Origin of the sequence: Roseomonas populi (genome assembly GCF_024594815.1) — a bacterium.
GTDB lineage: Bacteria > Pseudomonadota > Alphaproteobacteria > Acetobacterales > Acetobacteraceae > Roseomonas > Roseomonas populi.
This window is the reverse complement of record NZ_JANJOU010000002.1, coordinates 351,474-365,826: the sequence shown is the minus strand read 5'-3', so window position 1 is coordinate 365,826 and position 14,353 is coordinate 351,474. Positions and strand designations below refer to the sequence as shown.

Below are 14,353 nucleotides of genomic sequence, written 5' to 3'. Positions count from 1 at the left end.
ATCAGAAGGTAACGACGGAGCGGATCGACTTGCCCTCGTGCATCAGGTCGAAGGCGGTGTTGATCTCGTCCAGCGGCATCGTGTGGGTGATCAGGCTGTCGATGTCGATCTTCCCCTCCATGTACCAGTCCACGATCTTCGGCACGTCCGTGCGCCCGCGCGCGCCGCCGAAGGCGGAGCCCTTCCAAACGCGCCCGGTGACGAGCTGGAACGGGCGCGTGCTGATCTCCGTGCCGGAAGGCGCGACGCCGATGATGATGCTCTCGCCCCAGCCGCGGTGGCAGCACTCCAGCGCCTGGCGCATGGTGTTCACGTTGCCCACGCACTCGAAGGAGTAGTCGGCGCCGCCATCCGTCAGGTCCTGGATGGCCTGCACCACCTTGTCGCGGCCGACCTCATCCGGGTTCACGAAGTGGGTCATGCCAAACTTGCGGGCCATCTCCGCCTTGGCGGGGTTCAGGTCCACGCCGATGATCCGGTCTGCGCCAACCATGCGCGCGCCCTGGATCACGTTCAGCCCGATGCCGCCCAGGCCGAAGACGACGACGTTGGAGCCGGGCCGCACCTTCGCCGTGTAGATCACCGCGCCGATGCCGGTGGTGACGCCGCAGCCGATGTAGCAGATCTTATCGAAGGGTGCGTCCTCCCGCACCTTCGCCACCGCGATCTCTGGCAGGACGGTGAAGTTGGAGAAGGTGCTGCAGCCCATGTAGTGCCAGACCGGCTTGTTCGGGTTTTCGCAGGAGAAGCGGCTGGTGCCGTCCGGCATCAGGCCCTGGCCCTGGGTGCCGCGGATCGCCGTGCAAAGGTTGCTGCGCTGGGACAGGCAGGTCTTACAATTCCGGCACTCCGGCGTGTAGAGCGGGATCACGTGGTCGCCGGGCTTCACGCTCGTCACGCCCGCGCCCACCTCGCGCACGATCCCCGCCCCTTCATGCCCGAGGATGCAGGGGAACTTGCCCTCCGAATCCAGGCCGGACAGCGTATAGGCATCGGTGTGGCACACGCCGGTGGCCATGATCTCCAGCAGCACCTCGCCGGGCTTCGGGCCCTCGAGGTCCACGGTCTCGATGGTGAGCGGCTTGTTCGCCTCCCAGGCGACGGCGGCACGGGTCTTCATGGCGCGGCGGCTCCCCTCGCGGATCAGGCGATGCTTCTATCCGGCGCGGGACGGAACCAACAAGGGAGCCACGCGTGACGCCAGAGGAGCTCACAGCCCGGGTGCGGGAGGGCGTGCCACTGGCCGGGGCGCTTGGCATCGAGGTGCTGCGCGGCGATGCGGCCTCGGCTCTGCTGCGCCTGCCGCCCTCCCCGCTCTCGCTCCGTCCCGGCGCGACAGCCTCCGGCCCTGCCCTGCTGACCCTGGCGGACGTGGCGATCTGGGTGCCGGAGCTGCTGGCGACCGGGGCCGCGGACCTGACCCGCACCGCCAACCTGCAGATCGCCTTGCTCCGCCCCGCCGGGGACAAGGGCGTGCTCGCGGAGGTGCGGATCGTCCGCCGCGGCCGGACGAGCCTCTACGCCGAGGTCTGGATGCGGGCCGAGGGCGAGGAGAAGCCCTGCGCGCACGTGACCAGCACCTGGATGCGCGCCGCCGCGGGGCCTTGATCACGGCGCGACGGAACACGCCTGTGTGAGCGCGGGGCCGCGCCCGCGCGGCACGCGCCGCCGCCGCCGCAGGTGCCACAACGGTTTGGCGTGTGGTGATGAGGCGCGGACTCAGCCGCTGCCGGCCGGCGCCGCCCCTGCGCGCGCGACGAGGTGCATCGCTGCAACCGCCGCTGCGTTCCGGCCTGCAACTGGAGCCAAACGGCCCCGGGATTCAGCCACTTAACATGGAGCGACCCATGGCCGGCGTGAAAAGCCTCGACGACCTGTTCCTGAGCACGCTGAAGGACATCTACTACGCCGAGCGGCTCGCCCTGAAGGCGCTGCCCAAGATGGCGAAGGCGGCCCAGACGCCGGAGCTGCGCGACGCCTTCATGCTCCACAAGGAGCAGACGACGGGCCAGATCGAGCGCCTGAAGCAGGTGTTCGAGGCGATCGGCAAGCGCCCGCAGGGCGTGACCTGCGAGGCGATGAACGGGCTGAACGCCGAGTTCGAGGAGCTGATCGAGGAAGCGAAGGAGCCCAGCGCCGTGCGCGACGCCGGGATCATCGCCTGCGCCCAGGCCGTGGAGCACTACGAAATGGCCCGCTACGGCGCGCTGCTCGCCTGGTCCAAGGCCACGGGCAAGAAGGAAGTGGCCGAGCTGCTGAAGGCGACGTTGGACGAGGAGAAGCAGACCGACGCGCTGCTGAACAAGATGGCCAATGGCCAGGTCAACAAGATGGCGGCGAAGGAAGCCGCCTGATACGGCCGGAGCAGTTCCAGCCACCCTGGTGGCGCACCCTGAGGGACTTGAACCCCCAACCAACCGGGTAGAAGCCGGTTGCTCTATCCAGTTGAGCTAAGGGTGCTTCACCGGGCGGTCCGGCTCTCTAGTGGGTCCAGTTGGAGAGCCGGTCCGTGCGGAAATTATCGGCATAGGCTTTGGGGCGGATGGCCGGACGCTGGCGCCGGGCCTCCACCTCGTAGGTGATGCCCTCCGACTTGGCGTAGGCCTCCGCATCCTCCAGCGTGTCGAAACGCAGGCGCACCTGGCGGCCGGTGTCGCCGGAGCCGTACCAGCCGGTCTGCGGATCGATCAGCTTCCGCTCGCTGAGGGCGAATTCAAGCACCCACTCATCCGTGCGGCCCTGGCCGGACTGCATGGCGCTCTTGGGCGGCGAGTAGATGCGGGCGAATCTCATGCCAGGCACTCCAGACGGCGGGGCCGCCAAAAGGGGGTCTCGTCAATTCGGGGCGGCGGGATTCGAACCCACGGCCTCCTGTACCCAAAACAGGCGCGCTACCAGGCTGCGCCACACCCCGCGAGACCGCCGCAACCTATGGGGCCGCGGGCCCGGAAGCAATGCCCGGCTTCAAGGGGCCGGGATTGCCGCCATCCCGCCCATGTAGGGGCGCAGCACCGGCGGCACGGTGATGGAGCCATTCGCCTGCTGGTGCGTCTCCATCACCGCGATCAGGGCACGCCCCACCGCGACACCGGAGCCGTTTAGGGTGTGGAGGAACAGGTTCCCCTTCCCCTCCTTCGGCTTCATGCGGGCGTTCATCCGGCGGGCCTGGAAGTCCCGGCAGTTGGAGCAGGAGGAGATCTCCCGCCACGCCCCCTGCCCGGGCAGCCACACCTCCAGGTCGAAGGTCTTGGAGGCGCCGAAACCCGTATCCCCCGCGCAGAGGAGGATCCTGCGCCAGACGAGGCCCAGCTCCGTTAGCACTCGCTCCGCGCAGCGGGTCATCCGCTCGTGCTCGTCGGCGGAGGCGTCCGGGGCGGTGATGGAGACCATCTCCACCTTGCTGAACTGGTGCTGCCGGATCATGCCGCGCGTGTCCCGCCCGGCCGAACCTGCCTCGGACCGGAAGCAGGGGGAGAGGGCGGCCATGCGGATCGGCAGCGCCGCCTCCGGCACGATTTCCTCCCGCACCGTGTTGGTCAGGGGAACCTCGGCCGTGGGGATCAGCCAGCGGTCATCAGTGGTGCGGAACAGATCGTCCGCGAATTTCGGCAGCTGGCCGGTGCCGTACATGGTGGCGTCGTTCACCAGGAGAGGTACCACTGTCTCGGTGTAGCCGTGCTCGTCCAGGTGGAGGTTCAGCATCCACTGGCCGATCGCGCGCTCCAGCCGGGCCAGCGGGCCGCGCAGCACGGTGAAACGGCTGCCCGCCAGCTTCACGGCAGTGGCGAAATCCATTCCCCCGAGCGCCTCGCCCAGCTCGAAGTGCTGCTTCGGGGTGAAGGGGAGCTCTGGCACCTCGCCGTGTTGGCTCAGCACCACGTTGGACGACTCGTCCGCCCCGTCCGGCACGTCGGCGTCCAGGATGTTGGGCAGCGCCTCAAGGATTCGGGTCTGGGCGGCCTCGGCGGCCTTGGCCTCGGCGTCCAGCCCTTCCATCCGGGCGCGGAGCTCGGTCGCCTCCGCTTCCAGCGCGGCGGTGTCGGCGCCGGCCTTCTTTCCCTGCCCGATCTCCCGCGCCAGGGCGTTGCGGCGGGCCTGCGCCTCCTGCGCCGTGGTCTGGGCAGCGCGGCGGCCGGAATCGAGGTCCAGCAGCTCGGCCGAGGCAGGCGGCAGGCCCCGGCGGGCGAGCGCGGCGTCGAACGCGGCCGGATCGGCGCGGACGGCCCGGATATCGTGCATGAGGGTCGCCTTACGTGACGGGAGGCTTGGGCTTCGGCGTCATCCAGACGGCGGCCAGGATGGACAGCTCGTAGAGCAGGATCAGCGGCACGGCGAGGCCGATCTGGCTGATGATGTCCGGCGGCGTCATCACCGCCGCGGCCACGAACATGCCGACGATGGCGTAGCGCCGGCCCTTGCGGAGCTGCTCCACGCTGACGATGCCCACCCGTGCCATAAGGGTGAGCAGGACGGGCAGCTGGAAGGCGATCCCGAAGGCCAGGATCATGTGCATGACGAGGGACAGGTACTCGGAGACTTTCGCCTCGAGCTGCACGGGAAGGCCGCCGCCGCCGGTGGGCGTCTCGAATGAGATGAAGAACTTCCAGGCGAGCGGGAAGATGAAGTAGTAGGCCAGTGACGCCCCGGCGACGAAGAGTACCGGCGAGGCGATGAGGAAGGGCGTGATGACCTTCTTCTCGCTCTTGTACAGGCCGGGCGCGATGAACAGCCAGAGCTGCGTCGCCCACATCGGGAAGCTGAAGAAGACCGCACCGAAGAAGGCCACCTTCAAATAGGTGAAGAAGGCCTCGTAGAGCGCGGTGAAGATCATCCGCCGCTCGCCACCGCCTTGCTGCACCAGGATCTCGGCGAGTGGCCGGGCCAGGAAACCGTAGATCTGGGTGGAGAAGTAGTAGCAGAACGCAAAGGCGATCCCGAAGGCGCCGATCGACCACAGGAGCCGCGTACGCAGCTCAAGCAGGTGGTCGATCAACGGCATGGGCTTGTCGTCGATCGTATCTTCCGGGTCGCGGGACACTGGCGGTCGGGCTTTTCTTCGTCAGGCGGTGTGGGCGGCGGGGCGCGGCGGCGTCTCCGCCCCAGGTGCCGGATGGGCGGCCGGGGTCGTCGCGGGCGCCGGCTCCGGGATGGGGGAGAAGCCGGAAGCCTCGGCCGAATGGCCCGTGGCAGGGCTCGCGGTCGTCGCGGGCTGCGGCGTCGGGGCAGGCGGGGTGGCGTCGGGCGTATCCGCCGCGGCCTCGGCGGCCGTCACCTCCGGCGCGGGCGCGGTCGCGTCGGTGGGCGGCGGAGCGTCGGGCAGCGTCGCCTCGGTGCCCGCGGCCGGGGCAATGTCGGAGGTCGGCGGCGGCGGGGCGCGGAAGGGGTCCTCCCGCATCGTGCGCGTCAGCGATCCGTCCTCGTCCACCGCCTTCTCGATGGTGGACTTCAGGTCGAAGTTGCGGATGTCGCGGATCTGGTCGCGCACGTCCTCCAGCTTCGCCTCGCGCACCACCTCGTCCAGGTGGCCCTGGAACTCGCCGGCCATGCGGCGCAGCTTCTGGATGCCGCGGGCGACGCCGCGGACGGCGTCGGGAAGGTCCTTTGGACCGATCACCACCACCGCGACGACGGCGATGAGGGCGATCTCGGACCAGGCGAGGTCGAACATGTCTCTCCGATCACCCGGGGCGGGATTCCGGTGGTACCGGACCCTCGCGGGGGTCGCCTCCGTTAGCAGAACTCGCCCGCACGACAAATGGGGCGGGCAACCGAAGATGGGCCCGCGCGGGCCAGGATGGAAGCCGAGACGCGCTCGGTTACGAAGCCGGCTGCCCCGCCTGTGCCTCCGGGGCGTCCCCGGCCGGCTGATCACCGCCCTTATCGGCCTGTTCCTCCCCGACCTCGCCGGCCTGTTCGTCCCCACCGCTGTCGGTCCGCGGCGCGACGGGTTCCGGCCCCGGCGCGGGCATCGGAAGGCCGGGGTCCGGCATCAACTCCTCCCGCTTCGGCAGGTCCCGGAGCGAGGCGAGGCCGAACTGCTCCAGGAACTTGGGCGTGGTGGCCCAAAGGGTCGGGCGCCCTGGCGCCTCCTTCTTGCCGCGCGGGGCGATCAGCGCGTTCTCAAGCAGGATCTCCAGCGTGGTCTGGGAAAGCGCCGTGCCGCGGAACTCCTCGATCTCGCCCCGCGTCACCGGCTGATGCCAGGCGATGATGGCGAGGGCCTCCATCGCCACGCGCGGAAGGCGGCGCGGCACCTCGACGACACGCGTGAGGACCGGCGCGAGGTCCTCCGCGGTGCGGAAGGCGTAGCCGCCAGCCACGTTCACCAGCGTCACTCCCCTCCCCTCATAGGCGGCCGCCAGGGCGGCCAGGGTCTCGGCCGCGCCCACGCCCGGCGGCAGCAAGGGCGCGAGCCGGGCGGCGGTGACCGGGGTGGCAGAGGCGAAAACCATCGCTTCCGCCAGGCGAAGGGCCTCGGGCGGCACCGCGGCGGGCGGCTCCGCATCATCTCCAACCGCCTCGGCATGCGGCCGGCGATCGCCCGCCTCGCCGGATCGGTCGGGAAGCGGGTCTGGCAGGTCCGCCTCATGCGATTCAGCGGGTGCGGGTTCCGGTTCCGGGGGGGTGGGCAGCCCGGCTTCGGGCGACTCGGGCTGGGGCAGATCGGGATCAGGCGACATCGGCGGTCTCGGTGGCGCCGGGGCGCAGGAGGATAGGAGCGAAGGGTGCGTCCTGCCGAAGCTCGGCCATACCGGTCTTCGCCATCTCCAGCCCGGCGATAAGGGTGCTGGCCAGGGCGGCGCGGCGCTCCACCGGGTCCATCTCGGCCTCGGGCAGGAAGCGGGAGAGCTCGGCCCAGCCGGGCGTTGCCCCCACCAGCCCGCGCAGCCGGGTCAGCGCGTCCTGCACCGTCCACAGCCTGCGCGGGCGGGGCCGGTAGGGCCGTCGCGCGGCGGCACGGCGCAGGATGTCCTGGTAGGCGCGCAGCAATCCCGGGAGATCGGCCGCGAGCGCGGAGCGGTCCTCCAGCACCAGGTTCTCCGGCGCGCCGCGGCCCATCACGTCGCGGCCTAGGAACGGGCGGCGGAGAAGCCAGGCAGAGGCCTCGCGCATCCTCTCCAGCTCCCGCAGCCGGTCGGCCAGGGCCTCGGCCAGGGCTTCCGCGTCCTCCTCCCCGGCCGGGTCGTCGGGCAGGAGGAGGCGGGACTTCAGCCAGGCGAGCCAGGCGGCCATCACCAGCCAGTCCGCCGCGATCTCCAGCCGCACCCGCCGCGCGCCCTCGATCACCGCGAGGTACTGGTCCACGAGGGAGAGGATGGAGATCTTCGCGATATCCACCTTCTGCGCCCGCGCGAGGTCGAGCAGCAGGTCCAGCGGACCCTCAAACCCCTCCAGCGTGACGACGAGGGCAGGCTCGGCCGCGGCGCTCATCCCGAGTGCCCGGTGAGGTCGAGGATGCCGCGCGCCACGGGGAAGACCACCCGCCCGACGAGGCTGCGGAGCGGGTCCAGCCCCGGCACCAGCATTGGGAGGAGGAAGATCAGGCCGAGGACGATGAACAGCCCGAACCGCTCCAGCCGCAGATAGGGCACGCCGATGGCCGGCGGCAGCAGCCCCCCGACGATGCGGCCGCCATCCAGCGGCGGGATGGGCAGCAGGTTGAAGGCGGCGAGCACGAGGTTGCCGATGAGGGAGAGGATCAGGAAGCTCTCGATCCAGTCCATCAGGTTGTCGGTCCCCGGCCCCTGCAGCGGGTGCAGCAGGATCGCGGCGGCGAAGGCGATGGCCACGTTCATCGCCGGCCCCGCCGCGGCCACCAGCACCATGCCGAAGCGCGGGTTCCGGAGGCGCCGGATATCGACCGGGACCGGCTTCGCCCAGCCGAACATCACTTCCACCCGCCCGACGGCGAGCAGCTGGGAGACGAGCAGAAGGCCGGGGACGAGCAGAGTCCCCACCGGGTCCACGTGCCGCAGTGGGTTGAGCGAGAGGCGGCCCATCCGCGCCGCCGTGTCGTCGCCCAGCGCCCGGGCGGCGTAGCCGTGGGCGGCCTCGTGCAGGGTGATGGCGAGGATCGCGGCGAGCGCGGCCGCCGCGAAATCCGGGAGCCAGTCCATGTGGGGGTCCGTCCGGGGCTACGCCGTGCCGTCAGGCGTCGGTCAGGGCGTGGGGGGCGGCGGGCGCGGGACGACCGGCCGCCGCAGCCCGGGCCGGCGGGCGGGCCGCGAGCGCCGCCTGCCGCGCTAGCGCCATCCGCTCCGCCGCACGGGGCGACAGGGCCGGGCAGTCCCGCAGCAGGGCCGCCGTGTCCGCGAGCACCCCGTTGCAGTGGAGCACGAGGTCGCAGCCGGCCGCGAGCGACATTGCCGCCAGGTTCCCGCTGAAGCCGCCCAAAGCGCCCATCACCAGGTCATCTGAGACCAGCACCCCCTCGAAGCCGATCTCGCCGCGGATGGTGCGGCCGATCACCTCGGCGGAAAGGGTGGCGGGCAGCGCGGGGTCCAGCGCCTCATAGGTGACATGCGCCGTCATCGCCCAGAGATGCCGCCCGGCGTCGCGGGCGCAGACGGCGCGGAAGGGAGCGATGTCCGCCTCCAACGCCGCACGGTCCGCCTCCACGCGGGGAAGCGACTCGTGGCTGTCCGCCGTGGCCCGGCCATGCCCGGGGATGTGCTTGATCACGGGGATGCAGCCGGCGGCCATCAGCCCTTCGATCCATGCCTCTCCCAGCCGGGCCACCTCGACCGGATCGGAGGAGAAGGCGCGGTCGCCGATGACGTCGTGCGCGCCGGGCAGGCGCAGGTCCAGGCAGGGGGCGCAGACCACGTCCAGGCCCATGGCGGCGCAGTGCGCGCCGAGAAGGGCGGCATTGGCGGCAGCCCTCGCCTCGGGGCCTCCCTCGAAGCTCGCGGCCGGTGGGTAGGAGGGCCAGTAGGGTGGGCGAAGCCGGGCCACCCTCCCCCCCTCCTGGTCCACCAGGATCGGTGCCACCTCTCCCAGGATCTCCCGCACGGTGGCGGTGAGGTTGGAGAGCTGGGAGGGGTTGTTCACGTTCCGGCGGAACAGGATCACGCCGGCGGGCGGGGTCGCGCGCAGCAGCGCGGCCTCCTCGGGCGTGAGCGAAAGGCCGGAGAGGCCGATGACGGCCGCGCGCGCCCTCATCCGCCGATCACGGCACAGGGCGCGCCCTTGGCCTTGGCCGAGGTGCAGAGGGCCTGCGCCGCCTTGTCGTCCGGCAGCCCGCCCGTGCGGATGCGCCACATGGGCGGCAGGTCTCCCCGGTCCACGCGGGTGATGACGGGCTGGCGGCCCGCCAACTCGGGGATGCGGCCCTGCAGCCGCGCCCACTCGCCCTGCGCCGCCTCCTCCGAGGTGACGGCGCCGAGTTGGACGACGAAGCGTCCGCCACGGACGGGCGCGTTGGCCGGCATGGGCGGCGGGGTGATTGGCGGCGCGGCCGGGGCCTGCTGCTGTGCGGGCTGCGCCTGGGGCGCTGGCTGAGGCGGCGGCGCGGGCATGCGGGCGGCAAGCTGCTGGCCGACGCTGGGATTGACTAGCGGTGGCCTGGACGGCGCTGCCTCCGGCGCGGGCTGGGTAGCCGAGGGCTGGGCAACCGCTGGCTGAGCCTGGGCTTGGTGCGCGACCCTGGCCTGCTCAGCCTGCTGCGCGGCGGCAGCCCGGGCCTGTTCAGCCTGCTGTGCGGCGGCGGCCCGGGCCTGTTCAGCCTGTTGGACCTGCTGGGCGCGGATGGCGGCCTGCCGCAGCGCGTTCACGTCCGGCCGCTCCGCCTCCGGCGTCAGCCGGGCGGTGGTGCCCGCCGTCGCGCCGCCGCGGCGCTGGCTCTCGAAGATGCGCTCGTCCTGGTTCGCCACGCGCAGCCCGCCCGGATCGTCCGGCTTCACGCGGATGGGCCGGGCATCGGCCTCGATGGTCGGCACGGTGCGGTTCACGGCGCGGGAGATCCCCCAGACCACGCCGCCCCCCACCGCTGCCGCGCCCAGCACTGCGCCCGAGAGGGCCAGCATGCGCCAGGGAACCTGAAAGCCAGCCCTCTGCGGGCGGACCCGATAGCTCGGAACCGTAAATTCGCTCACCGCATCTCCTCGACGGGCGTCACCCCCATCACCGCGAGGCCCGAGCGGATGACCGTGGCCGTCGCGGCGACGAGGGCAAGCCTCGCGCGCGTGGCCTCGGGCTCATCCTCCCGGATGAAACGCAAGGTCGTGTCCTCGCGCCCCTTGTTCCAAAGTAGATGAAAGTCGGCGGCCAAGTCATGGAGAAAGAACGCGATCCGGTGAGGTTCCCGCGCCAGGGCGGCGCCCTCCACCGTGCGGGGCCAGGCGCTGAGGCGGCGGATCAGGGCCATCTCGGTTGGGTCGTCCAGCGCCTCCAGCGGCGCCCCGGCCAGATCGGCCGACGCCGGGTCCCCGGCCTGGCGTAGGACGGAGCGGCAACGGGCATGGGCGTACTGCACGTAGAAGACCGGGTTGTCCCGGCTCTGCTGAACCACCGCGTCCAGGTCGAACTCCATTTGGGCGTCGGCCTTGCGGGTCAGCATGGTGAAGCGCACGGCGTCGCGCCCCACCTCGTCGATCAGGTCGCGCAGGGTGACGTAGGTGCCGGCGCGCTTGGACATCCGCACGGGCTGGCCGCCCTTCACCACCTTGACGATCTGCGCCAGCACCACGTCGAAGGAGACGGGCTTGTCGGCGGAGAGCGCGGCGACGGCGGCCTTCATGCGCGGCACGTAGCCGCCATGGTCGGCGCCCCAGACCTGCACCAGCTCATCGAAGCCGCGCGCGATCTTGTCGGCGTGGTTGCCGATGTCGTTCGCGAAGTAGGTGTTGCTGCCGTCGCTCTTGCGGAGCGGGCGGTCCACGTCGTCGCCGAACTCGGTGGAGCGGAACAGGGTCTGCTCGCGCGGCTCCCAGTCGTCCGGCAGCTTGCCCTTGGGCGGCTCCAGCACGCCCTCGTAGACCAGCCCGCGGGAGGCGAGCGCGGCAATGGCCTTGTCAGCCTCCCCGCTCCTCACCAGTGCCGCCTCGCTGATGAAGACGTCGTGGGTCACGCCCAGCGCGGCGAGGTCGTCGCGGATCTCGTCCATCATCGCGGCCACGGTGAACTCGCGCACCGTGTCCAGCCACAGGGAGGGATCGGCCGGCACGCCACCCGGCGCCAGCGCGTCGCCGTGCTTCTGCTGCAGCGCCTGCCCGACCGGCACCAGATACTCGCCGCGGTACTGCAGCCCGCCGGGGATGCCCGCCGCGAACTCCTCCTCCGTCATCGGGGTGCCGAGGGCCTGGAGGTAGCGCCAGTAGGCTGCCCAGGCGAGCGCCTGCACCTGCGCGCCGGCGTCGTTGATGTAGTACTCCTTCGTGACGTCCCAGCCCGCCTTCTTCAGCAGGTTTGCCAGCGCATCGCCCACCACCGCGCCGCGGCAGTGCCCGACATGCATCGGGCCGGTGGGATTGGCCGAGACGTACTCCACGTCCACCTTCCGCGCGGCCCCCGTGGCCCCGTCGCCGAAGGCCTCGCCCGCCCGCAGGATGGCGGGAACCTGCGCCCGCAGCGCCTCCTCCGTCAGCCGCAGGTTCACGAAGCCCGGGCCGGCGGGCGCGGCCGCCGCGATGCCCTCCCGCCCGATCAGGCGCGCGGCCAGGTCCTGCGCCACCTTCTGCGGGGCCATGCGGGCGGGCTTGGCCACCAGCAGCGCGGCGTTGGTCGCCATGTCGCCGTGGGATGGGTCGCGCGGCGGCTCGACAAGCACGCGGGCGAGGACGGCCTCGTCCAGCCCGGGGATCAGGGCGCGGAGTTCGGTCACGACCGCCTCGCGGATCGTGCGGAAGATGTCGTCTGTCATGGGTCTGGTCAGCCGGGAGTGTGGGGGTCCGTCAGGCGACGGTATTCTTCGAGGGCGAACTTGTCGGTCATGCCCGCCAGCCAGTCGCAGACCGTGCGGGCGGCGAGGGGGGATCCCGCCTCGCCCGCGCGCTCCGCCCAGGAGGGGGGCAGCATGTCCGGCTGGCCGTGCAGCAGTGAGAACATCACCTGCAGCACGCGCTTCGACTTCAGTGTGGTGCGGTTCACCCGCCAGTGGCGGTACATGCGGCCGAAGAGGAAATCGCGCGTTTCCTGGTTCAGGGCGCGCATGCGGTCGGAGAAGAAGACCACCGGGCGATCAGCGCGCCGGATGTCAGACACGTCCTTCGGCCCCAGCGCGGCGATGCGGCGCTTCGCCTCCTCGGTCACGTCCACGATCATCAGGTTGATCACGCGCCGGATGATCTCGCTGCCCAGCCGGTCCAGCGGGGTGTCGGCGGGCACGGCCGCCATGGCCAGGTCCCGCGCCTCGGCCACCAGCGGCAGGCGGCAGGCCTCCTCCAGGGTGAAGAGACCGGCGCGCAGCCCGTCATCCAGGTCGTGGTTGTTGTAGGCGATGTCGTCCGCGATGGCCGCGGCCTGGGCCTCGGCGCTGGCGTGGCAGTGCAGCTCCAGATCGTGGCGGGCGGAGTATTCCGCGATGTAGGGCGGCGGGCGGCGCAGGGGGCCGTTGTGCTTCGCCAGCCCCTCCAGCGTCTCCCAGGTCAGATTCAGTCCATCGAAGCCGGCGTAGCGGTGCTCTAGCAGCGTCACGGCCTTCAGGGACTGGGCATTGTGATCGTAGCCGCCAAACGGTCGCATCACCCCGTTCAGCGCCTCCTCCCCCGCATGGCCGAAGGGGGGATGGCCGAGGTCGTGGGCCAGGGCCAGGGCTTCCGCCAGGTCCTCGTCCAGATGGAGCTGGCGCGCGATGGAGCGCGCGATCTGCGCCGCCTCGATGGAGTGGGTCAGCCGCGTCCGGAAGGCGTCGCCCTCGTGGTAGATGAAGACCTGGGTCTTGTACTGCAGCCGCCGGAAGGCGGTGGAGTGGATGATCCGGTCCCGGTCTCGCTGATAAGGGGACCGCCCCCCTCCCCCATCCTCCGGGTAGAGGCGCCCGCGCGAGGCGCCGGGCTTGACCGCCCACGGCGCCAGGTCCGGTCGCGCAAGGTCCGGCCGCGCGAGGTCGGGGCGGGCCTGCTCCTGCGGGTCGCGCGCGGCGGCTGGGGGGTTGGGGGCGTCCATGGCGTGTGGCGGGCCGTAGCACCCGCCCCGCGCGGGCGGCAAGGCTGGCGCGCGTTGGAGAAGCCGGGTGGAACGCCTATCTTAGGGGTGAATCGCCAGTTCCCCGAGGTTTCCATGCCGGACGGCAGCCACCAGCCCGCCCCTTTCTCCGTTACCCCGTCCGCCCTGGCGCAGGTGGTCGAGATCGCGGCCGCCCAGGGCCGCCCAGCCGCCGGGCTGCGCTTGGCCGTCGAGGCCGGGGGCTGTTCCGGCTTCCAGTACAAGTTCGACCTGGCCGACGCACCCGATGCCGAGGACCTGGTGGTCGAGGGGCGGGTCTTCATCGACCCCGTCTCCTTGGACCTGCTGCGCGGGGCGGAACTGGACTGGGCGGATGAGCTGATCGGCGCCCATTTCCGTGTGCGCAACCCCGTCGCGGCCTCCGGCTGCGGCTGCGGCGTCTCCTTCTCGGTCTGAACGCCCCTTTGCGACTCTGCACCTTCAACGTGAACTCGGCGCGGAAGCGGATGCCGCATCTGCGCCGGCTGATCGAGCGGCACTCGCCCGACCTCATCTTCCTCCAGGAACTGAAATGCCGGACGGAGGAGTTCCCGGGCATGGAGGTGGCCGACCTGGGCTACCGAGTCCATGCCGTGGGCCAGCCTGGCGGGCGGAACGGGGTGGCGGTGGTGGCCCGGATTCCCTTCGAGGTGGTGGACGAGGCGCTGCCGGACGGGGATGACGACACCCACGCCCGGTTCGTGGAGGTGCGCGCGGCTGGAGCGAACATCGCCGGCATCTACCTGCCCAACGGCAACTCGGGAGGCGATGCGGGCTACGCCTACAAGCTGGCCTGGATGGCGCGGCTGCGGGCACGTGTGGCTGAGCGGTTGGACGCCTTCACCCCCTATGCCGTGCTGGGCGACTTCAACGTATGCCCGACGGACGCGGACTTCTCCCCCGGCGCCCTGCCACCCACGGACGCCCTGGTGCGGTCGGAGAGCCGCGCCGCCTTCCGCGCCATCACCCATCTCGGCATGACAGACGCGCTGCGGGCCCTGCACCCAGGCGATGCGCCCTGGACCTACTGGGACTACGGCCCGGCCTTCGAGGCGAACCGGGGGCTTCGGATCGACCATGCCCTGCTCAGCGCCGAGCTGGCGGAGCGGCTGGCGGGGGCTTTCGTGGACCTCGCGGCGCGATCGGAGGAAACGCCCTCCGACCACGCGCCGGTGCTGTTCGACCTCGCGGACTAGACCATCCGGCCCGG

General features: G+C 71.3%; 16 protein-coding genes and 2 tRNA genes. 4 read left to right on the top strand and 14 right to left on the bottom strand.

Annotation, left to right across the window (positions count from 1 at the left end; all coding sequences use genetic code 11):
- Position 1 precedes the first annotated feature (1 nt).
- Positions 2 to 1,120, bottom strand: a complete 1,119-nt coding sequence (locus NRP21_RS04775; RefSeq protein ID WP_257715029.1) for an S-(hydroxymethyl)glutathione dehydrogenase/class III alcohol dehydrogenase — start codon at positions 1,118 to 1,120, stop codon at positions 2 to 4.
- 74 nt (positions 1,121 to 1,194) lie between these two features.
- Here NRP21_RS04775 and NRP21_RS04770 point away from each other — a divergent pair, with 74 nt between their 5' ends.
- The gene (locus tag NRP21_RS04770; RefSeq protein ID WP_257715028.1) at positions 1,195 to 1,608 is read left to right on the top strand and encodes a PaaI family thioesterase; all 414 of its coding nucleotides are present in this window, start codon (positions 1,195 to 1,197) and stop codon (positions 1,606 to 1,608) included.
- 239 nt (positions 1,609 to 1,847) lie between these two features.
- On the top strand, positions 1,848 to 2,354 hold the full coding sequence (locus NRP21_RS04765) for a YciE/YciF ferroxidase family protein (RefSeq protein WP_257715027.1): 507 nt from the start codon (positions 1,848 to 1,850) through the stop codon (positions 2,352 to 2,354).
- 29 nt (positions 2,355 to 2,383) lie between these two features.
- On the opposite strand, the gene NRP21_RS04760 is transcribed toward NRP21_RS04765, so the two are convergent.
- From NRP21_RS04760 to NRP21_RS04700, 13 genes are all read right to left on the bottom strand, one after another.
- A tRNA-Arg gene (locus NRP21_RS04760) sits at positions 2,384 to 2,460 on the bottom strand.
- 21 nt (positions 2,461 to 2,481) lie between these two features.
- The gene (locus NRP21_RS04755) at positions 2,482 to 2,793 is read right to left on the bottom strand and encodes an ETC complex I subunit (RefSeq protein ID WP_257715026.1); all 312 of its coding nucleotides are present in this window, start codon (positions 2,791 to 2,793) and stop codon (positions 2,482 to 2,484) included.
- A 47-nt stretch (positions 2,794 to 2,840) separates the two neighbouring features.
- Positions 2,841 to 2,914 (bottom strand) — tRNA-Pro (locus NRP21_RS04750).
- 50 nt (positions 2,915 to 2,964) lie between these two features.
- Positions 2,965 to 4,239: a serine--tRNA ligase gene (serS, locus tag NRP21_RS04745; RefSeq protein ID WP_257715025.1), complete on the bottom strand. Its 1,275-nt coding sequence runs from the start codon at positions 4,237 to 4,239 to the stop codon at positions 2,965 to 2,967.
- Positions 4,240 to 4,249: 10 nt separating this feature from the next.
- The gene (gene tatC / locus NRP21_RS04740) at positions 4,250 to 5,038 is read right to left on the bottom strand and encodes a twin-arginine translocase subunit TatC (protein ID WP_257715024.1); all 789 of its coding nucleotides are present in this window, start codon (positions 5,036 to 5,038) and stop codon (positions 4,250 to 4,252) included.
- Positions 5,039 to 5,059: 21 nt separating this feature from the next.
- Positions 5,060 to 5,668: a Sec-independent protein translocase protein TatB gene (gene tatB, locus NRP21_RS04735; RefSeq protein WP_257715023.1), complete on the bottom strand. Its 609-nt coding sequence runs from the start codon at positions 5,666 to 5,668 to the stop codon at positions 5,060 to 5,062.
- Between the two features lie 148 nt (positions 5,669 to 5,816).
- Positions 5,817 to 6,680 (bottom strand): SMC-Scp complex subunit ScpB, encoded by an 864-nt coding sequence (gene scpB / locus NRP21_RS04730; RefSeq protein ID WP_408639594.1) that lies wholly within the window; start codon positions 6,678 to 6,680, stop codon positions 5,817 to 5,819.
- Positions 6,670 to 7,431, bottom strand: a complete 762-nt coding sequence (locus tag NRP21_RS04725) for a segregation and condensation protein A (protein ID WP_257715022.1) — start codon at positions 7,429 to 7,431, stop codon at positions 6,670 to 6,672. The genes scpB and NRP21_RS04725 overlap by 11 nt, the downstream gene beginning before the upstream one ends.
- The gene (locus NRP21_RS04720) at positions 7,428 to 8,117 is read right to left on the bottom strand and encodes a site-2 protease family protein (RefSeq protein WP_257715021.1); all 690 of its coding nucleotides are present in this window, start codon (positions 8,115 to 8,117) and stop codon (positions 7,428 to 7,430) included. The genes NRP21_RS04725 and NRP21_RS04720 overlap by 4 nt, the downstream gene beginning before the upstream one ends.
- Before the next feature lie 31 nt (positions 8,118 to 8,148).
- Entirely contained in the window at positions 8,149 to 9,162 is a 1,014-nt protein-coding gene (gene nagZ, locus NRP21_RS04715) for a beta-N-acetylhexosaminidase (protein ID WP_257715020.1), read from the bottom strand.
- Positions 9,159 to 10,094: an SPOR domain-containing protein gene (locus tag NRP21_RS04710; RefSeq protein WP_257715019.1), complete on the bottom strand. Its 936-nt coding sequence runs from the start codon at positions 10,092 to 10,094 to the stop codon at positions 9,159 to 9,161. The genes nagZ and NRP21_RS04710 overlap by 4 nt, the downstream gene beginning before the upstream one ends.
- Positions 10,091 to 11,860, bottom strand: coding sequence for an arginine--tRNA ligase (gene argS / locus NRP21_RS04705; protein ID WP_257715018.1), 1,770 nt, complete (start codon positions 11,858 to 11,860; stop codon positions 10,091 to 10,093). Before argS ends, NRP21_RS04710 begins: the two co-directional genes overlap by 4 nt.
- Before the next feature lie 8 nt (positions 11,861 to 11,868).
- Positions 11,869 to 13,104 (bottom strand): deoxyguanosinetriphosphate triphosphohydrolase, encoded by a 1,236-nt coding sequence (locus NRP21_RS04700; protein WP_257715017.1) that lies wholly within the window; start codon positions 13,102 to 13,104, stop codon positions 11,869 to 11,871.
- Between the two features lie 87 nt (positions 13,105 to 13,191).
- Here NRP21_RS04700 and NRP21_RS04695 point away from each other — a divergent pair, with 87 nt between their 5' ends.
- Positions 13,192 to 13,560 (top strand): HesB/IscA family protein, encoded by a 369-nt coding sequence (locus tag NRP21_RS04695; RefSeq protein WP_408639593.1) that lies wholly within the window; start codon positions 13,192 to 13,194, stop codon positions 13,558 to 13,560.
- A gap of 8 nt (positions 13,561 to 13,568) precedes the next feature.
- Positions 13,569 to 14,339 (top strand): exodeoxyribonuclease III, encoded by a 771-nt coding sequence (locus NRP21_RS04690; protein ID WP_257715016.1) that lies wholly within the window; start codon positions 13,569 to 13,571, stop codon positions 14,337 to 14,339.
- The last annotated feature ends 14 nt before the right edge of the window (positions 14,340 to 14,353 follow it).